This window comes from Mucilaginibacter sp. (assembly GCF_039207105.1).
Classification (GTDB): domain Bacteria; phylum Bacteroidota; class Bacteroidia; order Sphingobacteriales; family Sphingobacteriaceae; genus Mucilaginibacter.
The window spans coordinates 1-26,078 of sequence record NZ_JBCECK010000021.1 but is presented as its reverse complement, the minus strand read 5'-3'; the positions used below and the strand labels follow the sequence as shown (position 1 = coordinate 26,078).

Annotated in this window: 17 protein-coding genes; 3 read left to right on the top strand and 14 right to left on the bottom strand. The window is 45.5% G+C overall.

All coding sequences use genetic code 11. The features are described 5' to 3' along the window. Window positions 1–374 precede the first annotated feature (374 nt). The 4 genes from AAGC65_RS06685 to proS all read right to left on the bottom strand — a co-directional run bounded on the left by AAGC65_RS06685 (window position 375) and on the right by proS (window position 4,445). Window positions 375–1,271, bottom strand: coding sequence for a TIGR02757 family protein (locus tag AAGC65_RS06685; RefSeq protein ID WP_343111649.1), 897 nt, complete (start codon window positions 1,269–1,271; stop codon window positions 375–377). A gap of 1 nt (window position 1,272) precedes the next feature. Further along, on the bottom strand, window positions 1,273–1,686 hold the full coding sequence (locus AAGC65_RS06680; protein WP_343111648.1) for an SMI1/KNR4 family protein: 414 nt from the start codon (window positions 1,684–1,686) through the stop codon (window positions 1,273–1,275). 40 nt (window positions 1,687–1,726) lie between these two features. Then, a complete protein-coding gene (locus AAGC65_RS06675; protein WP_343111647.1) occupies window positions 1,727–2,866 on the bottom strand; it encodes a cystathionine gamma-synthase in 1,140 nt (379 codons plus the stop codon). Window positions 2,867–2,972: 106 nt separating this feature from the next. Continuing rightward, window positions 2,973–4,445 carry a proline--tRNA ligase gene (gene proS, locus AAGC65_RS06670; RefSeq protein ID WP_343111646.1) on the bottom strand — a complete coding sequence of 491 codons (1,473 nt, stop codon included), beginning with the start codon at window positions 4,443–4,445 and terminating at the stop codon, window positions 2,973–2,975. A 99-nt stretch (window positions 4,446–4,544) separates the two neighbouring features. On the opposite strand from proS, the gene AAGC65_RS06665 reads away from it, so the two are divergent. Both AAGC65_RS06665 and AAGC65_RS06660 read left to right on the top strand, forming a co-directional pair. Continuing rightward, entirely contained in the window at window positions 4,545–5,408 is an 864-nt protein-coding gene (locus AAGC65_RS06665) for a hypothetical protein (protein ID WP_343111645.1), read from the top strand. 23 nt (window positions 5,409–5,431) lie between these two features. Next, complete coding sequence (locus AAGC65_RS06660) at window positions 5,432–6,922, top strand: outer membrane protein transport protein (protein WP_343111644.1); 1,491 nt, start codon at window positions 5,432–5,434, stop codon at window positions 6,920–6,922. A 101-nt stretch (window positions 6,923–7,023) separates the two neighbouring features. Here the strand turns inward: AAGC65_RS06660 and AAGC65_RS06655 are convergent, their stop codons facing one another. Next, complete coding sequence (locus AAGC65_RS06655; protein WP_343111643.1) at window positions 7,024–7,560, bottom strand: lipocalin family protein; 537 nt, start codon at window positions 7,558–7,560, stop codon at window positions 7,024–7,026. A gap of 123 nt (window positions 7,561–7,683) precedes the next feature. Here AAGC65_RS06655 and AAGC65_RS06650 point away from each other — a divergent pair, with 123 nt between their 5' ends. Next, on the top strand, window positions 7,684–8,490 hold the full coding sequence (locus AAGC65_RS06650; RefSeq protein ID WP_343111642.1) for an SDR family oxidoreductase: 807 nt from the start codon (window positions 7,684–7,686) through the stop codon (window positions 8,488–8,490). A 364-nt stretch (window positions 8,491–8,854) separates the two neighbouring features. On the opposite strand, the gene AAGC65_RS06645 is transcribed toward AAGC65_RS06650, so the two are convergent. The 9 genes from AAGC65_RS06645 to AAGC65_RS06605 all read right to left on the bottom strand — a co-directional run bounded on the left by AAGC65_RS06645 (window position 8,855) and on the right by AAGC65_RS06605 (window position 25,653). Further along, window positions 8,855–11,644 (bottom strand): glycoside hydrolase family 78 protein, encoded by a 2,790-nt coding sequence (locus AAGC65_RS06645; RefSeq protein ID WP_343111641.1) that lies wholly within the window; start codon window positions 11,642–11,644, stop codon window positions 8,855–8,857. Between the two features lie 434 nt (window positions 11,645–12,078). After that, window positions 12,079–12,699 (bottom strand): dienelactone hydrolase family protein, encoded by a 621-nt coding sequence (locus tag AAGC65_RS06640; RefSeq protein WP_343111640.1) that lies wholly within the window; start codon window positions 12,697–12,699, stop codon window positions 12,079–12,081. Between the two features lie 74 nt (window positions 12,700–12,773). After that, entirely contained in the window at window positions 12,774–13,709 is a 936-nt protein-coding gene (locus AAGC65_RS06635) for a ring-cleaving dioxygenase (protein WP_343111639.1), read from the bottom strand. Window positions 13,710–13,952: 243 nt separating this feature from the next. Beyond that, window positions 13,953–14,747, bottom strand: a complete 795-nt coding sequence (locus AAGC65_RS06630; RefSeq protein ID WP_343111638.1) for an FHA domain-containing protein — start codon at window positions 14,745–14,747, stop codon at window positions 13,953–13,955. Window positions 14,748–14,763: 16 nt separating this feature from the next. Then, the gene (locus AAGC65_RS06625) at window positions 14,764–18,915 is read right to left on the bottom strand and encodes an FtsW/RodA/SpoVE family cell cycle protein (RefSeq protein WP_343111637.1); all 4,152 of its coding nucleotides are present in this window, start codon (window positions 18,913–18,915) and stop codon (window positions 14,764–14,766) included. Between the two features lie 2 nt (window positions 18,916–18,917). Then, window positions 18,918–20,345: a protein phosphatase 2C domain-containing protein gene (locus tag AAGC65_RS06620; protein WP_343111636.1), complete on the bottom strand. Its 1,428-nt coding sequence runs from the start codon at window positions 20,343–20,345 to the stop codon at window positions 18,918–18,920. Window positions 20,346–20,435: 90 nt separating this feature from the next. After that, window positions 20,436–21,398 carry a hypothetical protein gene (locus tag AAGC65_RS06615; protein WP_343111635.1) on the bottom strand — a complete coding sequence of 321 codons (963 nt, stop codon included), beginning with the start codon at window positions 21,396–21,398 and terminating at the stop codon, window positions 20,436–20,438. Window positions 21,399–21,440: 42 nt separating this feature from the next. Further along, on the bottom strand, window positions 21,441–22,895 hold the full coding sequence (locus AAGC65_RS06610; protein ID WP_343111634.1) for a serine/threonine-protein kinase: 1,455 nt from the start codon (window positions 22,893–22,895) through the stop codon (window positions 21,441–21,443). 520 nt (window positions 22,896–23,415) lie between these two features. Continuing rightward, complete coding sequence (locus tag AAGC65_RS06605) at window positions 23,416–25,653, bottom strand: family 20 glycosylhydrolase (protein ID WP_343111633.1); 2,238 nt, start codon at window positions 25,651–25,653, stop codon at window positions 23,416–23,418. Between the last annotated feature and the right edge of the window lie 425 nt (window positions 25,654–26,078).

Here is a 26,078-nt window from a genome sequence, read left to right as displayed (position 1 = left end):
ACAAAAAAAAACGACTCACTCGGTCGTCGCTTCGCTCACCCCCCCTCTCTTCGCCTGCGGCGGAAAGAGGGCAAGGGAAAAACGATGAAGGACAAAAGATAAGGGAGCAAAGAAAATATTTTTTCACCCTCTTTCCAGCGAAGCTGAAGAGAGGGTCGCCCAGCGAAGCGCAGGTGGGGTGAGTTGTTTATTCGATATATTGTCCCACGGGGAGTTCTACTCACCCGGTCATCGCTATGCTCGACCATCCTCTCTTTGCCTGCGGCGAAAAGATGAAAATTTGTCGTTGCGAGTGATAGCGTGGCAATCGAGAACGCTACAAGTCTACACTACACAGTTCGCGATTGCTTCGTACCTCGTGACATATTGAGTCATTAAAACTGCACGCCCCAGCGTTCCTCGATCCCTAAACCAAACAAGGCAAAATCATACTTTACGGGATCGAGCGGATCAAACTGGCGCAGGCGGTCGGTGAGTTCGAGGACGGTTTGCCAGTCGGTTTGTTTACGGTTGATAAGCAGAAGCTTGCGCGAAACCCTATCCACATGCAGATCAAGTGGACAGATCAGCTCAGCAGGTGTAATACGATTCCAGATGCCGAAATCAACACCACAATCATCTTTACGGACCATCCATCGCAAAAACATATTCAAGCGCTTGCAGGTTGATTTTTGCGATGGCGACGACACATGCTTCATAGTCCGGTGCGGAAAATCAGGCAGGGAAAAGAAATAGGAGCGGAAATGGTTCAGAGCAGCTTCGGCCCCCCGGCCCCTTCCACTTATTTTGTCATCCTGAGGAACGAAGGATCTATTCGCAGACAGATTCTTCGCTTCGCTCAGAATGACAGTATCTGTTGAAGGGGGCACAAACGCATCCTCCAATGATTCAAACCGTTCGTAATGCTGCCTGAAAAACGCTATGAAGTAAAGCGTATCAATATCATTAAAAGTGCGGTGCTTAAAGCTGAGCAGTTTTTTCAGATCAGGCTCCTCATGGTTGATGATAAAATCATAGGGTTCGCCCTCCATCAGGGCTATGAGTTCCTTACATTTTTTGATGATGGTAACACGCTGCCCCCAGGCCAGGGTAGCCGCCCAAAAGCCCATGATCTCAATATCCTGCTTTTTACTGAACAGGTGAGGTATCGATATCGGGTCGTTCTCAATAAACTCAGGACGGTTGTATTGGGCAACCTTGGCGTCGAGGAAGTACTTAAGCCCCCCAGCCCCCTGAAGGGGGAGTTCTTGATTAGCGTGTTTAAGATTCATACTAATAGATAAGATCGTTATTAGAATTTATCATATCTACTACCTCTTCAAATGATCGGGCTATGCTTTCTTTATTTTCAATATAATTATACGACTTAAAAATACCGTCTCTATTTCTCACAAAACCTATACTATAACTATTAATCAAAAAATCGCAAAATCCAATAAAGCTTTTATCAGATGCAGCTTCAAAGTCTTCAATAATTAGTTTTAAGGGCCAAAAAGTAAACATATGTTCTTGCCAATCTAAACCATCAAAACCGTTAATAACTGAATAAAATGCTTTAAAATCTTCGGGAAACCTAAAATCTAAAATAGACTCTACCTCTTCTATATCCGAAATGGCAGCCGGAGGGTTTAATCTAACCCCTTCCAACTGCCATTTAGTTATAACTTCCTCTATCCAATTTTCCATATGTACCTTATTCCCTCCCCCTTTAGGGGGTCGGGGGGCTTCAGCTTAGCGCTTGTTTCAAATCTTCCAGCAGATCTTCAATATCTTCTACCCCTACGCTCAGGCGCAGCAGGTTATCTACCACGCCGGCTTTTTCGCGCTCGGCTTTTGGTATAGAACCGTGGGTCATACTTACCGGGTGATTGATCAGTGATTCTACACCGCCTAATGACTCGGCCAATGAAAATACTTTGAACGAAGATGCGATACGGAAAGTCTCCTGCAGATCGGCACCTTTCAGTACAATACTGATCATGCCGCCAAAATCACGCATTTGCTTTTTGGCCACCTCATGGTTAGGATGATCGGTAAAGCCCGGCCAGTATATTTTCTCCACCTTAGGATGCGTTTTCAGGAACTCGGCTATCTGCCTGCCATTCTCGCAATGAGCTTTCATGCGCAGGTGCAGGGTTTTAATACCGCGAAGCACTAAAAAACTATCCATAGGACCCGGTGTAGCACCGCAGGCATTATAAATGAACCATAGCCTTTTGTATAGATCCTCATCGTTCAGCATCAGGGCACCCATCACTACGTCGGAGTGGCCTCCGATATATTTGGTTACTGAATGCATTACCACATCGGCACCCAGATCAATAGGGTTTTGCAGGTACGGCGAAGCAAAGGTATTATCCACTACAAAAAGCAGATTTTTCTCTTTGGTTATTTTGCCGATGGCCTCAATATCCACCACCTGCATGGTAGGGTTTGTTGGCGTCTCGATCCAAACCAGTTTGGTTTTATCGTTGGTATACTCGCGGATGATCTCCGGGTTTGACAGATCCAGAAAATGAAACTTGATACCATAATTGGCAAATATCTTGGTAAAAATACGGTACGAACCACCATAAAGATCGTTCCCGGTTATTACCTCATCGCCCGGAGCCAGCAGTTTCATTACCGCATCTGTAGCACCCATACCGCTCGAAAATGCCAGACCGAACTTAGCGTTTTCCAACGCGGCCAAACAGTCTTCCAGCGCCTTACGGGTGGGGTTGGTACCACGCGAGTACTCGAACCCTTTATTATCCCCCGGCGATTTTTGCCAGTAGGTTGATGTCTGGTATATCGGCGTCATGATAGCGCCCGTAGTTGGATCGGGCTCCTGCCCTGCGTGTATTGCTTTAGTTGCGAATTTCATATGTGGTGTGCGTTAGCACGGTCCATAGTCGATAGTCAATGGACCATAGTAAAAAAACAAATCGCTCACAGCTATGGACTATCGACCATTAACTATGGACCCGAGCCTAATACGCCCTTGCAAACAATACCCTTTGTGTTGAGGGTTTGCCTGTCAGGATGCACTTGCCTTCTTCCTGTTTGTTATCCAAAGGTATGCAACGGATTGTCGCTTTAGTTTCCTCTTTTATTTTTTGTTCTGTTTCTGATGTGCCATCCCAATGGGCGCTGATAAAGCCCGGCTGCTCATCAAGCATGCGCTTAAACTCATCCCAGGTATCCACCTCAACCATGTTTTCCGCACGGAAATCGAACGCTTTTTTATAAATGTTAGTTTGAATCTCTTCCAGTAAAGCTTCAATAGTTTGCGCCAAACCTTCCTGATTGGTTGTCTCTTTGGTTTTTGTATCACGGCGGGCCAATTCAACCGTTCCGTTTTGCATATCACGACTGCCAATGGCCACGCGCAATGGCACACCTTTCAGTTCGTACTCGGCAAACTTGGCTCCCGGGCGGTGGGTATCACGATTATCAAACTTAACCGAGATGCCTTTAGCCTTCAGCTCTTTGCTCAAGCCGGCAACGTAGGCTGAAATATTATCCAGTTCTTCCTGGTGCTTATAAATAGGTACCACAACCACCTGTATAGGAGCCAGTTTTGGAGGCAACACTAATCCGGCATCATCTGAGTGGGCCATGATCAGGGCACCGATCAAACGGGTAGAAACACCCCATGAGGTAGCCCAAACAAAATCCTGCTTATTATCGCGGGTGGTGAATTTTACATCAAAAGCCTTGGCAAAGTTCTGTCCTAAAAAGTGTGATGTACCTGCCTGCAAGGCTTTACCATCCTGCATTAAAGCCTCAATACAATAAGTATCTAAAGCACCTGCAAAACGCTCGTTGGCAGTTTTGCGGCCTTTTACTACGGGCAGCGCCATCCAGTTTTCGGCAAAATCGGCATATACATTCAGCATTTGCTCGGTTTCGGCAATAGCTTCTTCAGATGTAGCATGGGCGGTGTGACCTTCCTGCCACAAAAACTCACTGGTGCGCAAAAACAAACGGGTACGCATTTCCCAGCGCATTACGTTGGCCCACTGGTTAACCAGGATAGGAAGGTCGCGATACGATTGTATCCAGCCTTTATAGGTGTTCCAGATAATAGTTTCTGATGTAGGGCGGATGATCAGCTCTTCTTCCAGCTTGGCTTCCTCATCAACTATGATATTTCCGTCGCCATCATTTTTAAGGCGATAGTGCGTAACTACAGCGCATTCTTTGGCAAAGCCATCAACGTGGCTGGCCTCTTTACTAAAAAAGCTTTTGGGTATTAACAGCGGAAAATAAGCGTTACTGTGACCGGTTTCTTTGAACATGCCATCAAGCACTGCCTGAATTTTTTCCCATATGGAGTACCCGTAGGGCTTAATGATCATACATCCCCTAACCGGCGAATACTCGGCCATGTCAGATTTAATTACCAGGTCGTTAAACCATTGTGAATAATCTTCGTCTTTACTAATAACACCTTTGCTCATACTGATTGTAATATAGATATTGGCTATACAATTATTGTATATTGCGCCAAATTTATAAATTTAAAAGTTAATTGACCTTGCACTTTTTACTTACCTGACATGAAACGGAACATTGCAATAGGAATTTTTCTGATCGGCGCCCTGGCGCTGAGTTCCTGCTCAACAACAAAACTGGCAAATACCGAACGCAGTGACGACGTTTACTTTTCAAACGCCAAAGCCGGTACCGACCCTATTTACGCGGCTGTTGATAATCAAAATCCTAACATAAGCCAGGAACAGGCCTACAGTGATGATGACGATGATTATTTTTATTATGATGATTACGCTTCACGCATAAACCGTTTCAACTATTACTCCCCTTTTAGTTATTACGATAATTTATACTACGGCTATGGCAATTACGCCTTTAATAATGGCTTTAGTCTTGGCTTCAATTACGGGCCTTATGGTTATGGTTACTCTCCTTATGGATATGGTGGCTGGGGCTTAGGTTATGGATACGGCGGCTGGGGTTATGGCGGCTGGGGACTGGGTTTAGGCTACGGCTTAGGTTATGGCTGGGGAGGCCTTTGGGGCTACGGCGGATTTTATGGCGGTGGCTGGGGTGGTTACTACGCCGGCGGCACACCACGCCCTAATCGTGGCATTGGGTATAGCAGCGGAGGCAGTAACGTTCCGCGCTCACCGGGATTTGGATCACGTGTATCACCTGCCAACAGCGGTATAGGTTATATACCCGGCGGCCGTGGTGTTAACAACACCTTTGCACGCCCTGCACGTACAGACGCGCGCCCAACACGCCCAGGCGCGAGCCAGGCAACACGCACGCAGGAACCAAGGCCCGTTATGCAGCAACCTACTATCGATCGTACATCAACACCGTCAAACAATTCCGGCGGGGGCTCCAGAAGCTCAAGCGGAGGTAGCAGCGGCGGTGGCGGCAGACCAGGCAGACCATAATTTTATCACCCTTATCGATTTCTATGAAACTAAAATATTTATTCACCGTAATTGCTATAGTAGCCATTACTAAAAATAGCTTTGCGCAGTATGCGCAGGATGTGGTGCGTTTCTCTACCTTTCAAAACGGTTCTACGTCGCGCATTAAAGCCATCGGTAACGCGGGTACGGCCATAGGCGGCGACCTGAGCGCTATCAGCGGCAACCCTGCAGGTTTGGGCTTCTTTACACACTCTGAATTCAGCATCACACCGGAGTTTAACGGCTCCAAGGTAAATTCAACTTATTTAGGGCCACAGGTTAATACTACCAACAATCACGGAAACTTAAATAATGCCTCGGTGGTAATTTATCAGCAGCTGAACACCGCGAAGGGTCGTGATAAAAGCAAGGGCTGGTTAAGCATTAACTATGGCGCGGGCTACAGCCGTACCAATAATTTTTATGAGAATATTAATTACGGCGGCAGTAACCCTAAAAACTCTATATCTGATTATTTCGCGGGTATTGCTAACAACCGCCCTAACGACGCGCTGGGCGGCTGGGCTTATAATCATGGCATTGTAGATAACTTTGGCACAAATACTAATCCTGATTTTGCAAGTACGGTATCTTTACCCGTAAATCAGAATGGAATAATTACACGAGTAGGCGGTCAATCGGAGTTTGATTTTGCTTTTGGAGCCAATTATAGCAACAAACTATATATAGGCGTGGGCGTGGCTATTACCGATCTGAGGTATGATTATTTCCGCCAGTTTTCAGAAATTGGTTCAGCTTCTATCCCGCCGAATGGCGGTACTGTGGGTGTACCTACCGATTTCAATTCGGCTTATGTACAAAGCCAGTCGACAAGAGGTAATGGTGCCAATATTAAACTGGGTGTTATTTATAAACCTGTTGAAGCATTACGCTTAGGCTTTACCTTTACTTCGCCCACCTATTACAGTATTGATGACAGCTATAATGAAGGCCTGACAACTAACATTAGCGGCCGTGCCCAGCAAAGCGATGAGTTAGGTTCAAGCACATTTACCTATAACATGCGTACACCGCTTAAACTGGCTGGCGGCGCGGCTTATTTTATAGGTAAATATGGCTTTATCAGCGGCGATGTAGAGTATATTGATTATGCCAGCGCCAACATCAGCAGCAACCAGGATTTTGATAATTCATCAGATATCGCCCAAATTAAATCCGACTACCGTTCAACCATCAATGTACACGTTGGTGCTGAAGCCCGCGTTACCAGTATGTTTTACCTGCGCGGTGGTTACAGCCAGCAAGGCAGCCCATTTAAAAACAACAGTACCGCTACCGATGTAACAGGCGATATCAAAACCGTTACCGGTGGTATAGGCCTGCGCTTTGGTGCCTATTATATTGATGCTGCTTATGCTCACGTAACAGGTTCTGAGTTTTTAAGCCCCTACCTAATTGATGCCGGAAACCCGACAGCAAACTTTAAAAAGACCAATAATAACGCCTTCCTTACTTTAGGATACCGTTTTTAATATTTTCAGCATAAACAAAGACGCATGTAATGCGTCTCTACAAATTAATTTAACCGTAGAGGCGCATCATATGCGTCTTTTGCATTAATTACCTTTAATAGTTATATGCTTGATACATCAGCTATCTGCGCGGTTTTTACCAGGTTTCGTACATCAAAACCTTTATCAGCAGCACGAACTACCAATTCATTATAAGTTTGTTCATCAAGTGTTGGGCGGCGGCTCAGTATCCACAGGTAATTGCGATTAGGGTGACCTACCACCGCGTAACTATAATCTTTAGCCAAATCAATTATCCAGTACTTGCCTTTAAATGGCCAAAAAAATTGCACATCTAATTTGGCATTGGTATGATCGGTAACAAAAGCGCGGCCTTCAGTTACTTTTAATTTATCATCTTTAATACAACGGTTTTTAACAATTACGGAGCCATCCTCGGCCAATCCGTAAGTGGCCGACGTACATATACAACCTTTTTCAAATGGCTGCGGAAAGGCAGCTATCTCAAACCAGGTACCCATATATTTTTTTAATTCTACGTATTTTACGGTTTCAAGAGGCTTGCAGCCGGCGTGTATGGCCAGCGCGGTTAAACCCAAACCTAAAACCACAGATGTTGCTAAAATCTCTTTTTTCATACAACAACAACGATTACGAGCAGCAAAAAGTTTAGCGAATACGCACATAATTACAGCCCAAAATGCCTCCATATATTTAATTACCTTTGCGCCAATCCGTTAAAATTAAACTACAACAAGGCGATGACTACACCAATGAACATCAGTATTTTAGGTTGCGGCTGGTACGGCCTGGCGCTGGCAAAGGCACTTATCGCCACGGGGCATCAGGTTAAAGGCTCAACCACATCGGCACAAAAAACGGAGGCGCTGGCAGCCGATGGCATCGATCCATATGTAGTAAACTTTTCGGTCGGGTCAGAAAATTACGATGCTGCTTTTTTTGATTGCGATGTACTATTCATTGCTATTCCACCAAAGAGCCGCTCAGGTGAGGGCGCTGCTTTCATACCCAAGATTCAGGGCATCATCCGGGCCATCAAGCAACATGATGTTAAAAAGGTGGTTTTTATCAGCTCGACCGGTGTTTATGCTGATTTGAATTACGAAGTTACTGAAAACACCGATCCACAACCCAATACCGAAGCGGGCAAAATATTGCTGCAAGCCGAAGATCTTTTCAGAGATGAAACATCCTTTAAAACAACCATTATCCGCTTTGCTGGATTGATTGGCCCCGGCCGTGACCCGGGCCGCTTTTTTGCGGGTAAAAAAGATATAGCCAACGGCAACGCGCCCGTTAACCTCATACATTTGGACGATTGCATTGGCCTGAGTATGGTCATTTTAGATAAGCAAGCTTTCGGCTACCTGTTTAACGGATGTTCGCCTGATCACCCTACCCGGTCAGCCTTTTATACGAAGGCCGCTATAAAATCTGGTTTGGAAATTCCTGTTTTTATCGAGGAATTAAAGGAGTGGAAAGTTGTAAAGAGTGTGACTGTTGAACCGGTTTTAGGTTATGGGTATCAGGTTAATAAGCTTTTATAATTAATCCCATTGGCGCAGATTTTTTAATTCCCTCCCCCGGGAGGGGTGCGGTAGAACTGTGCAGTGGCAGGGAGGGGTTTATGAGACATTTCAACGATAACCTCGTCCTGTAAAACCCCTCCCTACACCCTCCCAAGGGAGGGAATCGCACCTACCCTCACCTTTTTTAATTCTTCCGAATACCTATAGTTTTCCAACAAGCGAAATAATGTTGATGATAACACCAACATTGGCGGCCAGAAAAACAATGTCATTGCTGTAAGGAACGAAGCAATCGCGAACTATAAAGACCTCCCTGTAAAGTTCGCGATTGCCGCGCTATGCTCGCAATGACAAGTTTTTTCCTATGCTCTAACATAGCTGATTAATTATTATGCTTACCGTAAGTTTTCATAGTATAAACAAAATGGTAAGTGCCCGAGCCAATGCTCATTTGCGCGTCGTGACCTGTTTTTTTAATATCGGTAATGTCCTTTACGGTATTGATATCTACGCCACCCTCGGTTATCTGATCTGTTACCGATGGCAGTAAAACAGTGGCGGTAGTATTTGGCGGCACAATAACATCCAGCGTAAAAGTACCGTTATCAATACTCCAGGCCGATTTTACCTTGCCATATAACGTTTCCAATTCGGCTTGCGCGCTGCTCAGTTTACCTCCCGGCCGTGGGGCAATCAATATGCTGTGGAAACCCGGATCGCCTTCATCCGTGTTGATACCGGCTATTACACGGTACATCCAATCGCCAATAGCGCCGTAAGCATAATGGTTAAAAGAGTTCATTTCCGGGTCTTCAAAACTGCCGTCGGGTTTAATACCGTCCCAGCGTTCCCAAATGGTAGTAGCACCGTTTTTAACCGGGTACAGCCATGAAGGGTATGATTCTTTCATAAGCAGATCATAAGCAATATCGGTATGCCCGAAACGGCTCAACACATGGCATATATAGGGCGTACCCAAAAAGCCCGTAGTGATATGCTCGTCGTAATCCTCAATATTATGCACCAGCCTTTTTGCTGCTGATTCGCGTAGGTTTTCGGGCAGCATATCAAAATTAAGCGCCAGTACATATGATGTTTGCGTACCCGATATCATGCGCCCGTTAGGTGTCACATATTCGGCCAGGAAAGCCTTTTTGATATTGTACAGCAATAGGGTATACTTTTGAACATCATCGCTGCGGCCTAAAACTTTGCCCGCTTTGATCAACAATTGTGTGGAATAAGCATAAAATGCCTGTGCTATCAGGTTTTTATCGGTAAGGGCTGCACCATCCTCATAGTTGGTACCGGCATAAAAAAGCCAGTCGCCAAAGTGGTTACCGGTATCCCAAAGATAATTGCGACTATGCTGCTGAATGTAGCCGACCCAGGCCTTCATGCTCTCGTACTGCTGTTGCAATACCTGTTTATCGCCGTAGGCCAGGTAAATGTTCCAGGGAGCTATGGTAGCCACATCGCTCCAGCCCGAGGCCGCCGCCGATACGCTGTCCAGCACATTAGGAATTACGTAAGGCACCGCCCCATCTTTATGCTGATCGGCCGAGAGGTCTTTTAACCACTTGGTGAAAAAGCCTGCTACATCCATGTTAAATGTAGCGGTACGGCAAAAGGCCTGGGCATCACCCGTCCAGCCCATACGCTCGTCGCGCTGCGGACAATCAGTAGGTACATCAATAAAATTCCCTTTCTGCCCCCATTGAATATTATGCTGTAGTTGATTAACCAGCGGATTTGAGGTAGAGAACTTACCCGTTTGCGCCATATCTGAATACAGCGCGTAAGCAGCCAGGTTAGTTGAATCAAGCGGACCTTTATAACCCACCACCTTCAGGAAACGAAAACCCTGAAAAGTAAAATGAGGCTCAAAGGTTGTCGTGCTATCATCTTTAAAAACATAAGTAATTTCCTGTTTGGCGGTACGCAGGTTTTTGGTGTAAAAATTGCCTTTTTGGTCAAGTACCTCAGCATGAAAAAGTTTAATGGTATCGCCTGCTTTGGCTTTGAGTTTAAACTGCACCCATCCTACCAGGTTCTGCCCAAAATCAACCACACGGTCGCCTTCGGGGGTATTGAACACTTTGAGCGGTAAAAACTTCTCATGTTTTTTTACCGTTGGACCCGATGTAGCTATCAGGTTATCTTTAATGGTTTCGTCGGTCTTTACAGTATCCCAGGTCAGGTTGCGGTAAGTGGGCTCAGACCATCCGGCTTTTTCTTTCCGGGCGTCATAAACCTCACCATCAAAAAAGGAGGATGAACGGATAGGCCCATAAGCCACCCGCCAGCTTTTATCTGAGCTAATGATCTGCCGCTTGCCATTGGTGTAAACCACCTCCAGCTGATACAACAAGGCCAGTTTTTTGCCGTAAACATCTTTGCGGCGGTTGTAAGTATATCCACGATACCAGCCATCGCCAAGGGTTACACCGGTGGCATTATCGCCTTTTTTTAACAGCGAGGTAACATCATATACCTGATACTGTAAGCGTTTGTTATAGCTTGTCCAACCCGGGGTAAAATAATCATTTCCCACCCGTTTGCCATTTATCTGCGCCTCGAATACGCCGTGCGCAGTGATGTACAGATGTGCAGCCCGGATTTTATGATCTAATATGAACGCTTTACGAAACATGGGGCTCGGACCTCCGGTAGTATCTGACTGGTAAGTGTTCTGTATCCATTTAGCTGTCCAGTCGGTTGGTTTTAGCAAACCCATTTTCCAAAAGTTTACCATACTCCAGGGGCTTACCTGGTTCTTGTTGTTCCATACACGCACCTGCCAGTAGCATTTCTGGCGTGAGGTGAGCGTTGGTCCGCCATAATACACATGTACCGACTGATCTGACAGTACCTTGCCCGATGTCCAGATAATATCTTTTGCTTTGGTTAACGATACGGCATTACTGCCAACACGTATCTCGTAGGCGGTTTGCTCTATATTTCGGTCGGTGGTTATCAGTTTCCAGCTTAGGCGGGGGTTGGCTGCGTCAACAGAAATAGGATTAATTTTATACTCGCATATCAGGTTATCAACACGGAGATTAACGGGAACGTTCTGAACCTGGGAAAAGCCTTTTAGTTGAAGAAAAAATAATATAACGATACTTAAGCATGCCTTTTGGAGCGCGCCCTTTTTGGTTATGTAATTCATGCTATTAAAATATAGCTTTAGAACGATTTTGTTTGAACCTACTGCATTTTTTTTACGCCACACACCCGAATATGATTCATTTGTTACAATATCCATGCGCAAAAGTTGGTTAGCGCCATGAATGTTATACGATATGTTTTATACTTATTGTTACGATTATTGGTGTTTTGCAAGTATAGCGTTTAGAGCAAAAAAGGGTCGCTTTCAGGAGGAGTAATTCAAGAAGACATAATCTTAAAAGTTATATGGCGTACAATTGACTCACCCGGTCTACGCTGCGCTGGACTACCCTCTCTTCAGCTTCGCTGGAAAGAGGGCGGAGAAAAAAAGTAAAAGAAAAACCCCTCTTTCCGCCGCAGGCGAAGAGAGGGGCGACAAGCGCAGCGATGTCGGGGTGAGTCGAAAAGCCGTGCTTTCTTTAATTTTCACAACTATTAGTTCAATACCCCATTAGCCAGTTGTAACTCATCGGCACTGATGGTATGTATGCGGCCTTTATATATTTTGAGGGTCACGCTGGCATTAAGCGCATCAATAATGGCTTTGCTTTCATTCACCCGGCTTACCGGTACGTGGGTATCAGGATCGCCGGTGGTAATGAGTACCGGGGTTTGGTTAAAATCGCCTTTGTAATTTTCGTTGATCAGCTGCTCGCCAATTAAGCCGCCTGTAAGGGCTATCACGCCGCCGTAACGACCTGCATTGCGGGTCACATACTCCAGGGTTAAACAGGCGCCTTGCGAAAAGCCGAGGAAATAAATATTTTCCTGTGCTATACCCTGCTGTTTGATATCCTCCACCAGATCGCCAATAATGCTTAGCGCCGAATCAAGCGCGGGCTGGTTGTTAATTACCGGCGCCATAAAGCTGTAAGGGTACCAGCTATGCTCGGTAGCTTGTGGTGCGAAAATGGCGTAACCATCAAGCTTTAGATGATCTTTTAAGGTGATAATACTTGCCGCCGATGCCCCGCGGCCATGCAGCATAATGATAGCTTTAGTTGCCTTTTCGGCCGGAACACCTGCCGTAAGTATTTGTTTATGATGAATATACATATCTATGTACAAATAAGAATCAATATAAGCACTGTTCACTCTCCTTTTTTCGGTGAATGAACAGTGCCGTTTTATTATACCAATGATGGCAATGATTTTTCCAGATCTTCGCGCATGTTTTCATATTGGGCAGGTAATTTTAAGCCCTGACCTAATTGCTCAACCGGTTCATCAACGGAGAAACCTGGGTTATCCGTTGCCAGTTCAAACAACACGCCACCTGGTTCGCGGAAGTACAGGGAGTAAAAATAATTCCTGTCTATTTTATCGGTGATATGTAAGCCCAAACTGGCAATTTTTTCACGGTACTCCATCAACACGGCTTCGTTTTTAACACGAAATGCCACATGGTGAACTGAGCCACCTGCTACATGGCCTGCCATTTCACCAGCTACTTCAACCAGGTCAACTATGGCGGCATTATCTACCGCGTCGGTTACAAACCTGTAGCGGTTCACATGCTGCTCCAACAGACGGTAACCAAATACACCAGTTAATATTTTAGCGGTAGCATCTATTTTATTGGTAGTGATGGTAATGCTGTGGAAACCACGGGTCGCATTTTCGGCCTTTACCTCGGCTGTTTCCCAGGGCAACCTATTATCGGCAGTTTTAGGTACGATCAACTCCAGTTTTAACCCATCCGGATCAAGCACGGTAAGATATTGCTCACCAAACTTTTCTGACGGTTTGTTATAGATCACGTTGTTATCTTCAAACCTTTTCAACCAAAAATCCAGACTGCCTTCGGGTACACTGTAACCAATTTCGGTAACCTGGCGTGCACCTCTCCTGCCTGACTGGATGCCCTTCCACGGAAAAAAGGTAAGGATGGTGCCAGGGGTACCTACCTTATCGCCATAGTATAAATGGTAAGTTTGCGGATCATCAAAGTTCACCGTTTTTTTCACCATGCGTAAACCCAGTATACGGGTATAAAAATCGTAGTTTTTTTTAGCGCCGCCGGCAATGGCGGTGATGTGGTGTATGCCGTTTATTGTATTTTCCATTGTGTTCCTTTTCGTTTGAATTGATATTCAAATTTACCGCAGAAAACGAGGTTTACACTTGATGTAGGATAAGAAAAAACAATTGTATGCGCGCGATGCAATCGCTAAGCCATATGAAGCACTCGTCACAGACGAGCGCAAGGAAAAACTCGTCACAGACGAGCTCAAGAAAAAAATCCGTTGAAGTAAGACTTACGAAGTTTTGAAAACTTCGTAAGTCTTCGTTGGAAGAGAGTTCCCAAACTAACCTTCAGCTTTGGTACTAAATAAGAATACGGCAGATTCACCGAGGATTACCTGGTCGCCTTCACTCATGGGGTGGCCTATCTGGGTAGAGTTCAGCTTGATCATTTTACCATCGGCCGCTACATGGATTTTGGTCTTGTTACGAGGTGGCACACCGCCTTCATCGGCAAATATCATAAAGCATTCAGTATCCTTATTCCATTCAATGTGCGCGTGCTGGCGACTAATAAAACGGTTGCTTTCATCATCGCTGCTGGCCGGGAACACCAGCTTATTCAATCGATACGAACCATTATCGGTCACCGCTTTTTTATCTCGGCCAATGTTGATCTTATCATCAGTAGCTTTAATAATGTATTCCTCCTGCTCGGCTTCGCCGCTCAGTATCCGGATGTAGGCTACCGCCGAGGCGGCATTGTGCTGCACCTGCCTGCGGGTGTGCATCAGGAAGGCAGCATCTGTGTTGGGGATTCGAGCAGCTTCTGCAGGCAGATCATCGCCAAAGATCACCTCTATTGTCCAGTCCGATGGCAGATCGAGTGCATAATCATCGGCTATACGCTGTACCTCATTCCTGAATTTTTCTTTATCATGCACATAAACCGCGCCTTCATAAATGTGCTTATCATCCTGATCAGCAGCTACGTAGAGTAGCAGCTCCTTGATGTGGCCACCTTCGCCACCTTCTATTTTTTGTAATGCTTCTTTTATAAAACGTAACAGGGTTTCGCGCAGGCTCTTCACATCCCACTCGCGTTTCTCTCCCTTGTTTCTGAATAAATTGAACGCCATGCTTATTATCGTTTTATTATGGATTTACTTCTTCTGTTGATGCGGTATCTTCCGGGGCAATTTCAGGCTGTTCAGGTGGCAATACCTTTTCAACCCTTACTACTTTTTCCGGCTCGAAACTTTTCATGTAACCCTTTTTCAGCAGAAAAGGAATTACGTGGTTACCCGCCAACCTTACGGCATCTGATGATCCCCGGGTAGATTCTATACGGATACAAACCACCATATTACCTGTACCCTTTGCCTCCGGCGCGAAAAATACGTACCAGCCATCGTTCACACTTTTGTTTTTTACAATACGCTCAGGCGTACCGCTTTTACCCGCTACCGCTATGTGCAATATAGGCACTTTTGGCGCGCTTTGCGCAATCATATATTGTTTCAGCAAAGCGGCATACTCCGGCTTTTCGGCCAGTTTAATACCCGGCTTAACGGCTATTACCGTATCATTTACCTTGAGTGCAAAACGGTTAGGTCTTAATAATCCATCATTGGCTACGCCCGATACCAGCCTGGCTACCGATGCCGGTGTGGCAATCAATTCGCCTTGCCCCCAGGCCATACCCGAGATACCTTTAGCCCTGGTTTTATGAATGTTGTTAGGATCATATCTTGGTTTGGTATTAAATTCAGTTTTGCGCCACAGGGTACGCCATTTTTCTTCCTGAGCCTCATTGTCGGCAGGTTTGTTATAATAATAGCCGCCTACACCATGCAAAAACATACCCGTTTTTAAATACAGGTTTACCATGTACTCTTCCAGATGCTGCTGGTTGGCCAGCTTAATGAAATATACGTTGTTTGATTTGGCTATGGCCCGTTCCATCGTGATCATGCCCGTTTCATCCGGTTCAATACCTTTGGTACGGATACGCTCATTCATACTTACATGGTACACCACTTTAGAGGCATCTATCCCCAGCTTATTAAATGCCGACATAGCTGTTAACACCTTAGCCGTTGATCCCGGTTGCGAGGCATAGGTAAAGCCCAGATCGGTAGTGGTCATCCAGGTGGCCAGTTTATTCTGATCAGATTGTGACATGGTTAGCTGATCCCAGTTATGCACCGGGGGCAAGGGGTACACTGCCGAAGCTAATACATCGCCTGTAGCGGGCTCCATGATCACTACCGAAACACGATTATCCAGCAAAGAAGTATCAGCGGCTATAGATTGTTGTATACTGGTTTGCAGCTCAGCATCTACCGTAAGCTGCACATCTCGATTTTTATTTTTGAAGGCAGCTATCTCAGGACCGTTAATATCGGCTAAAAGCAGCGGCGCTATGGCGCTGTAGTCACGCTTGTTCACCACCATTTCCTTTACGCCACGAGGCAAAAAGCGGTCTTCCTGGTAGCGGGAGGCTTTTACGTTATAGCTGGTTACCGGCATTTTAAAACCGCGCAGTTCGGCGGCGTGTTCATACTCACCAAAGTAACCATTGGTGCTGCCGTTAAACACACCTGTATTGTCATCGCCCGTCCAGAAAAACATATTTTCTTCAAAAGGATAATACCTATCCAGCCTCTTGTGCATGGCCGAGTCCAGGTTGTAGTGCATTAGCCCTGTTGATGCCAGTTTCTCTTTTTGCTTCTCTATTAAAGCCGGTTTGCTGGTGGCCAGTATCAGGCCATTACGATCAAGCAATGAACCTGCCTGTAGTTTATTCATTAAAATAGCAATACGCGGGTTATAACTAAACATCCGCAGACCGCTTTTATCGGCCACCAGAGCGGGTTTTACCACCCAATGAATATTGTCAGAACTATAGCGCGATACATTGATGGTGAGCAGCACCACGGCAGCCAACGCGGCAGCCAGCGCAGGCACCAGGTTTTTATCCTGCTGTTTGGTAATAAAACTCATTTGAACCGCTGTACCTTTTACTGATGATACCGACAGCAAAAAGCCAGCAGCCATCATATTAATAACCAGTGACGAACCGCCGTAACTTTCAAAAGGCAATGATACGCCCGACAAAGGCAAAGCACCTATCGATCCGCCTGCTATCAATATAAACTGCACAAAACTACATACACCAATCCCTGCGCTGAGGTAAAACAGTAAAGGAGTACCCGTTTGCCGCCCTATAATGATAGACCGGTGCAGATACAGCAGGAAGAGTATAAAAATAGCGGCCATACCTGCCCAGCCAAACTCTTCACCTATAGAAGGCAATATCATATCGGTATGTGCCTCAGGAATGGTTTTTGCAAAACCCTGCCCTACACCGGTACCGCTTAAGCCGCCGCTGGCCATAGCCCAAAGGCCGTTAGCTACCTGATCACCGCCATAAACTTCGTTGTTCCAGGCATCCAGCCAAATAGCCTTACGCTCAACCAAACGCTCTACCGGGCCGGGGATAATTTTATCCAGACCGGGTATTTTATCAATAGTTAAAAACGCGGTGATCACGATGAGCGCCATGAAAGCCGATTCGCTAAGCAGGCGCGGTTTCCAGAATGCTACAACGCCCCAGATACCAAAGGTGATGGCAGCGCTGAGCCATACATTATCAAAAAACCAGGTGGCTAGTACAAACAGCAATACGTAGGCAGCCATGTACATGAAATCGCCACGGGAAAAGGAAAACAGGATGATGAATGTAAAACAGATCACCATCGCCGGCCCCAGATCGCCCAGTACCAAAAACAGGAGCAGCGTAATTATAGTGGCGATAAGCGCGAAGGAAAAGAATGACCAGCGTTTGCCCCAACTGGCGTACTGGCTGATAAATTTTTCGTTAGCGGCAAAAAAGCCAGCCAGGAAAATCATGATCAGGTATTTTACAATTTCGCTGGGTTGCACCCCCAGCAGGTTTACCTTTACGCCGCTACCCTCGGGGCCTGTACCAAACAAAATGGTGCTGAACAATAGCGCCATAGCTACCAAGGCCCAGGGCCAGCCATTGGCCGCGCTGCGTAGTCCTTTAAAAAACAGCAGGCGGTACAGGGTTGAATCGGCATTGAAACGGCGCAGGTTAAAAAACTGCAGCAGGCACATACCTACTACGCCGATGCCTAAGTATGTCAGCGTATCCTTAGCCAGGAAACGATCCCGTAATGGGTCTTGCAGTGATAGCAAGGTTAAAAACGAGATACCGGTTAACAGCATCACCAACGGCAATATCAATTGATCGGCATGTGGATACCGCACGCTGAGCAGCAGGTGAATAATGAGGAAGCCGATAAAAAAGCTGCCCGCGATTATCCAGTACCATTGGTTAAATTCATCCTGCGTGCGAACAATAAAAGCACCCTCCTTTTTAAGGATATTAAAATCGCGGGTGGAAAGCAGTTTGATGGAGTGCGGGGTTTGAACAAAATTTAAGGTTTTATCCTTATCCAGCTCAACTACCCCCTGCGAACGTCCAAACTCATACCCGGGTTGCAGCGGCAGCACCTCAAAGGCTTTGCCTGTAGGCAGGTTTTTAAACGCATAATGGCCACTTTCGTCCGTGCGTGCAAAAGCAGTTAACGATTGTAGCTGACGCTTTTTATCGGCATTAATCACAAAAACTTTTTTGTAGGCTTTGGTGGTTTGTGTGGTGGCACTCCTTGAGGTGATCTCCTCGTCGGAAACAATACTATCCTGCGGCAATATCATGTTTAGCCTTACCAAAACGCCGCCAATCGGCTGATCTTTATGTCTGATAATTATCCCGTTAATACTAAACTGACCAAGCCCAAGATCTGTTTGCGCAGGCAATTGAGGCGGACTACTTCTTTCCTGCGTAAACCTGATGGAATCTTCGCCGGTATAACCCAATAATGAGCGCGATACCATTACCCGCTTTTTAAATGATTCACCGCCGTTGGCAAAAGCGTCGTCAGCATTTACAAAGAATTTGCGTTTGTTGATCTCGCCGGCGTTGTCAAACAGCTCGCCCAAATTGGCTTTGGAAGCTACGGTAGCCCGGATGTAATCAACATCTTTAGGATCATCAAAATAATAGCCTTTTTGCAATAAGGCGGCAACGTTACGGGCGGTATTCGGGGCATTGAGGTTTACGATAGTACCATCCTTCAGGCGCTTATCAACATCAACAAACTTTTGCTGCAGCACGGTATAAAGCTTGCCAAACAGTACGGCCAGTACAACGGTTATGAAAAATAAAAACAGCCGTTCCAGTCCCCTGCCGGGAGTTTTAGATGTACCCTTATCCATTATTATTTAGTAGTTTTTGATAAGGTATCAATTTTAAACATACCACCAAACAACCTGCCCGAAACAAATTTATTTTGCGGAAAAACATAAGAGGTTTGCACGGGCACAGCACAGTTGTTGAATACTACATGCTTTAACATCAGGGCATCATTACGGGTTGCGACAGCTACGTTAAAGCCTTCAAAAGCAATGCTATCCAGCACCACATATTTACTGTTGGCAGCCAGCGATATACCCGGGCCGCTATAGGCCGAATCGCGCTTAAAAATGATGCTGCCTTTGGCCTTGATATACAGGCTATCCTTTTGAATATGCAGCGTATCACTCAGCAAAATAGGTTGTTTAAAATCGGCATCAGAAAGTATCAGTGTATTGCCTTTTAGCTTGTTGATGGTATCCTGTAGTTTTAACTCTTCGGCGTTTTTTACTTTGATCGGCGCGGCAAGCGGTATCGTTGCGTTGGGTTGCTTTAACTGGTAATTAAGCCAAAATTGCCATAAAAAGCCTGCTATAGCCAATGCCAGCAATATGAATAAAACCACCATTGTGCCGCGATTGCTTTTTTGTTTTACCGGCAACTTGGCAGGGCCTTCTGGCAATTTGGGTTGGAGCAATGGATCGATAACCTCTTCGGTCACTTTTGAGTTTGATGCCGGGCGGGTAGCGTTATGCTGGCGCGGAGCCTTATCATTTTGTACCAGTACAACGGTCACGTTATCTTTTCCGCCGCGGTTGTTGGCGGCATCTATCAATTTTTCACCTTTGCCTTGTATGGTATCGCTGCCGGTTAATATTTTTGTGATCAGGCTTTTATCAACCAGATCGGTGAGGCCATCGCTGCAAATGAGCAGTAAATCGCCGGGCAGGAATGGCGAATGCCCGGTCTCCACAAAATCAGGATCCTTAGCTATCTGCGGATTAAAGCCAAGGGCTTTATTGATTTCGTTGCGTTTAGGATGATCCATCGCGGCCTCCTCACTCAACCGCCCGGAATCTTCCAGGAAACCTACAAAGGAGTGGTCTTTGGATATTTTTATCAGCGAATTATCACGCAGCAAATAAAGCCGGGTATCGCCCACGTGGGCGTAATGAAACTGGTTGTTTGGTATATCAATTACAGCCAGCGTTAATACGCAGGCCATATTTTCGAGCTGCTTGTTGCCCTGCTTTTGTTCATATATGCGCTGGTTAGCTTTAGCTATGGTATTTACCATGAGTGGCACAACATCGCCAGCTATATAACTCAACTCATTCAAAATACATTCGCGCGCTATATCGGCAGCAACCTCGCCGCCCGAATAGCCTCCAACACCATCAATTACACAGGCAATAATGTGCTTGCCATCATCAGCTTTCTGGGCAATAAAAGTATCCTCGTTATTATCCCTTTGCTTACCAATATCTGTTATTCCGAAAAAATTATTTGTCATGGTTTTTACTGGAATTTTTTATGTCGATAAAGTGAGCCGCTAATAATAAAACACATATTGATAACAGCCCAAATGATAATATTTGTGACATTATACCTCGGGTTTAAATATGTTGATGCCTATGATGCCATTCAGTAATATTTTAGAGTTAAAAGGCAGCTCAACCCATTGCGGCATATTAACATCGCTGCGGGTAACTTCCTGTTCATTGATCAGCGTACGTTCGCCAAATGACGATAGATACAGCTTGCCATCTGCTTTATTTAAACGGATACGCAGGTGCGGGGTGTTTACCCAATCGCTTGGTACCTTAAACACGGCATGCTCCTCGCGGGTTTCTTCATTGCCCGATACCACAATGTCATCATCCTTCATCAGGTATTCCACCTTGCGGCCCACAAATTGCTTATCGGGCATAATGGTATCCAGGCGGGCTATAACCTTTTCGCCGGGTTTGGCTATTTCCTTTTCGTTGTAATTTAAATCATTAGCGTAAGGCAACTCATAATAACCTTCGCTGTAATACGTAAAACCTTTAAGTATATCGTTACTGATATCAAGCGTTTGGGCTACCCCCGTATGGCGCGGAATAAAAGTTACGCGCAGGTTCTCTTCCTTTTTATTGCTGCCGGGCAGTAACTTACCAATAAAACCCTTATCGCCCTTGGCATAATCCGGGTGAGATACCAGGCGGAACACCCATTTGGAACTTGATGGCTCAACCTTTTTCCCAACTTCCTGGTGCTCGCGCAGCAACTCATAAAACTTTTTAACAGATTCATTTACGATGATGCCAAACAGCCCCGAGCGGTTATTAATAAATTCCTGATAATCCTCCTCATTAAAACTGATGATGAATTCATGGTAAAATACCACCCTATCTGCAAAGGATAACTGCCCTATTGATTCTTTAAATTTCTCGATGATGTATATATAAACATCATCGGGAGTAAGCGCTTTTATTTTTTCGGCCGCGGCATTTGCGGGTTTCCCATTGGGCAAAAACCAATCCTGCAGCCCTATCTTTTGCCAAAACGTTGATTTAGATTCCATTCAGTTACTTAAGTTATTGATTAACTGGTTAACGTTTTATCGTTAAAAATTCAAATTAGAGGTATCCTTTGTTTTAGCGCTGTCGCGGTAAAACTGCGGTTCCTCTTTGCCTGCTTTGTTGTACTTCATGCCCTTTAAAATAGAATCGGCCTGCGAATCTATCTCAGGCGGGATACCCGAATCATCTGTTGTCGGAACTGTATCCTGCGGCACTGCGCTATCCTGATTCTGCGTTTTAGGAGTTACCGGGCGTTTAGTTGAATTAACCGAATCAGCGGGCTTTTTCGCCGGACTAAAGATTCGGTCATGCACTCCATGATATATCCGGCCGCCAAACCTGCTCATCACCGCGGCCGAAAAAACGGTAAAGCCGCACAGCAACAGCATAAATATTATAAATACCGGTTTTGACATGCGTACCTGCTTGCTATCATCAGGGGGCAGCGGATTATCGGCACCGGCGGTTACCGCGGGCTGGGTTTTATTATTTTCGGCCTCCTGATAGTATAAAAGCAAGCCTTGAAGGCGTTCGTTCTCTTTAAGTAATACCGAAGCATTCCAGCTATCATCCTCCTGGTTGCCGTTGATGGAGGCAATGCTGCTGTACATGAGGGTTTCCTGCAGTTCAATGCCATTCACAAACCTATCGGCCGGATCTTTCTGCAAGCATTTGGCTACAATTTGAAGCAGCCATGCCGGAATCATCATCTCGTGCTGCTTCTTCTGCTCGCTCCAGCTTTCGGGGAGGTTGTTTTTACGCAGTTCCATCACGTCGGGCACGGTGGTTTCCATGTGGGCCAGCATCACCGCGTTACGGGATGTTTCGCCGTTATCGCGCAGCGGGAAAGGCACTTGCCCGCCTATCAATTCATACAGAATGATACCGTAACTGTACACATCCGTTTGAAAATACATAAGTCCTTCGTTTTGCTCGGGCGCCATAAATTCAATGGCCCCGGCATGCCTGATACTGGTGCGCCGCTGATCATCTGACATGGCCGACAAACCAAAATCCAACAATACATAATTGCCTGTATGGATATTGAACTTTACGTTATTACTCTTGATATCGCCATGCTTTACCGAAACCTTGTGGCAGTGCGATAAGGCATTGGCCAGCTGATCGGCAAGTTTAATGATCTCTTTAATGGTGAAAATGGGTTCATGAGGTGGTTTCAGCAGATCTTCCAGATCAGGGCCATCAATAAACTCCATTTCGATAAAGGGGAACGAACCGCTTTCTGTAATGCCCGAATTTAAGATCTTGACTACATTAGGATTAGGCTCCTCGTTTACTTTTTTTAGTTTTTCAACCTCGTTCTGAAAATTACGGAAGTTTTTATCGTCGGTACTTTCGGTATGGATTGGGGTGGGTAATAACTTGATGGCAGTAATGATAGGGCCGTAGCGCCTCCCTTTGTAAACTGAGCCTTGGCCGCCCGTTCGCAAAGCTCCCATATTCTCCAAACCCTCGGTTATTGTAAATACTTTGCTCATTGAGTAGTTATCCTTGCGATGCTGTCAGGGTAAAAAAATAGCATATTAAACATTCTGTTATTTCAACATAACGCATGCATTAGTGTTTGGTATAAAAATAGGAAAAAAAATATGGGATGTGATTATTGATGTGCAGATGTGCAAATTATGTGAAGCAAGAATCTTTCACCCACCAATCTCCTGCGTAATGCATGGCGCATACCCGCTCTTGGCCGCGGGAGGGCCCATTACTTTTGATGCATCAAAAGTAACAAAAATGCTTTCAGCAGAGAGGCTTCTTTGCCGCACGAGGCCTTTACTCTGCAAAGCAGCCAGAACCACGGGCTGCAAAAAGTTGCCCTACTTCGTTCGCACGACCTTTGCTTCTGCAAATATTTGCTATGCCCCTACAGCCGCACCACCCACCATGTTCTGTCTGCTTTCGCCCGAAGCTTATCTGCTGAGGGGAAAAAATCTGATAAATCCTGGTTCAGACAAAAATTCTGCCCATTCTTTAATTCTGTAAATCCTGTTTCAGGAATTAATTTACAATCAGCTCATCAACAAGCAACCAAGCTTTAGCACCCGCAATGTACTCGCCCGGAGGGATGATGCCTTTGTTGGTACCTTTTAACCTTACGTACCTGGCCTGTAACGGTTTTATGGTTGCCCTTACTTGGTTGATGCCGTTGGCATCAAAGGTAGTTTGGCGGTATACTTCGGTATAGTTTTTCCCATCGGCCGAGGTTTCAAAGGTGAGCACCTGCGGCTCCCACATTTTTTGCCAGTGGTATTTTAAAATATTGATACCTACTTGTGATATGGTTTGAACTTTTCCCAGATCAACCACAGCTTCCAGGTCATCGCCGTTAAAACCGTACCACTGACCATCATTGTATAATTTATTGCCAAATACTCCGTTAACCAGACCGGATACATCGCCAGAGTTATACCCTCCTTTTGGCTGATTGGTAAGCGTTACAGTTTTGCCAATTGCCTTATGCAAATGAAACTCCTTTTGATACACCCTGCCATATTGCTTTGCACCGCTAAAAACAGCAGCCTTAATCGTTCCGGATGATGTGATATTAAAAGGATTACTATATTTTTTACTTTTTAAAGTAGGTGCGCTGCCATCAGTAGTGTAATAAATACTGCCACCGGGTAAAGTGCTGTTCAGCGCAAGCTGCACTTCATGATTAGCCGATTCGGTAACGCTGTCGGTAACTTCATCAAAAGTATTAGCGGAGTTAATGTTCAATTGTTTAAGCAGCGGTTGTTGATAGCGCAGTCGTTTCAGGAACCCGGCATAATCTTTATTCTCTTTATCTGTCCAGGCTATTTCTGCCAAAGCCAGCATCCGAGGGAACAGCTGATGTTCGGCTTGTGCCGGGCTGGCCATGTACTCGCTCCAGGCATTGGCCTGCACCCCTTTAATGTATTTGGCTTCGTCGGCGGTAAGCTCTTTGGCTATAGGTTCATAATTATACACTTTGCTTAGCGGTGTATATCCACCTCCTGCCAGCGGCTCGCTTGGGTAAAGCGACTGGTAATAGTCGAGGTACACATATTTTTCGGGCGTCATAATGGCATCATGGTGTTGTTTGGCGGCTGCTATGCCGCCCTCCTCGCCTGTCCAGCTCATTACTGTGGCACCCGGGGCCAGGCCGCCCTCTAAAATCTCGTCCCAGCCGATTATCTGCCTGCCTTTACTGTTCAGGTATTTTTCCATACGACCAATAAAATAGCTTTGCAGTTCGTGCTCATCTTTCAGATGCTCATCCTTAATACGTTTTTGACACCTAGGGCAGGTTTTCCATTTGGTTTTAGGGCATTCATCGCCGCCAATATGGATGTATTTCGATGGAAAAAGCGGCAATACTTCGTCAAGCACATTTTGTAAAAAGGTGAATGTTTCCTCATTGCCGGCGCAATAAACATCATCAAAAATACCCCAAAAGGTAGCGGCTTTATACGGCCCACCCGTACAACCCAATTGTGGGTAAGCTGAAAGCGCCGCCAGTGCATGGCCGGGCATTTCAATTTCAGGAATAATGCTGATGTGTCTTTCCATCGCATATTTTACTACAGCTTTTACTTCCTCTTGCGTATAATAGCCACCGTAGCGTTTGCCATCAAACCGATGCGGGCTATCCCTTTTGTGGCCAATAATGGTTTCATCCCTATAAGCGGAGATACTTTGCAACAGGGGATATTTTTTTATTTCAATGCGCCAGCCCTGATCATCAGTCAGGTGCCAGTGAAATGTGTTGATCTTGTATAGGGCCAACAGGTCAATCCATTTTTTAATGGCATCAACCTTGAAAAAGTGGCGGCTTACATCCAGGTGCATGCCCCGGTAAGCAAAACGCGGATGATCTTCAACCGTACAACCCTGAACGGTTACTTTTCCGGCTACAGGGTGCAGTAATTGAATAAGTGATTGCAAACCATAAAACACCCCGGCCTGGTCATGCCCCGTTATGCTGATCTGTTTGGCGGTTACCGAAAGGCTATAACCTTCGGATTGCGTAATTTTATTGGAATCGATAGTTAATTGGATAGCCTTAGCCGATTTGCTGACAGGTAAGCGATAGCCAGCCAGCTGATGAAAGTATTGATTGAAAAAAGTCAGATTATCGGGATCGATACCTGCACCAATAGCAATACCTGACGATGGGTTAAACGTAAACACCGCTGTATTTTTCTGTATTTTGAAAGGCTCTGGAATAATGCCCTGCTCCTTAACCTGTGCCTGAGCCTGAGTTACGAACAGCATTAGGCATATTACTTTTACGAAAAGTTTGCGTGAATTGAACAGGTTTACCATCGGCTTGGAATTGTTGAAGCCGAATATAACTTTATAATGCAATTTAACAAAGCGGAGTAATATACATATTCTCTCCAAAAAGTAATAGCCATGAAGGCATGATATATAGTCGACTCACCCGTCTACGCTTCGCTGGACTGCCCTCTCTTCGGCTTCGCCTTAAAGAGGGACTAAATTATTATATTCACATCCAAACTCCCTCTTTCCGCCGCAGGCGAAGAGAGGGATGGCAAGCGTATCGATGCCAGGGTGAGTCGAAAAGCATCCTGATTTCTAAACTGCGTCCTTACAACGCCCCTATAGCCTTACGATAATTATTGATAGCCCGGATAATAGACTGCTCAATTTCGTTTTGCCCATCGGGCGAGTTCAGG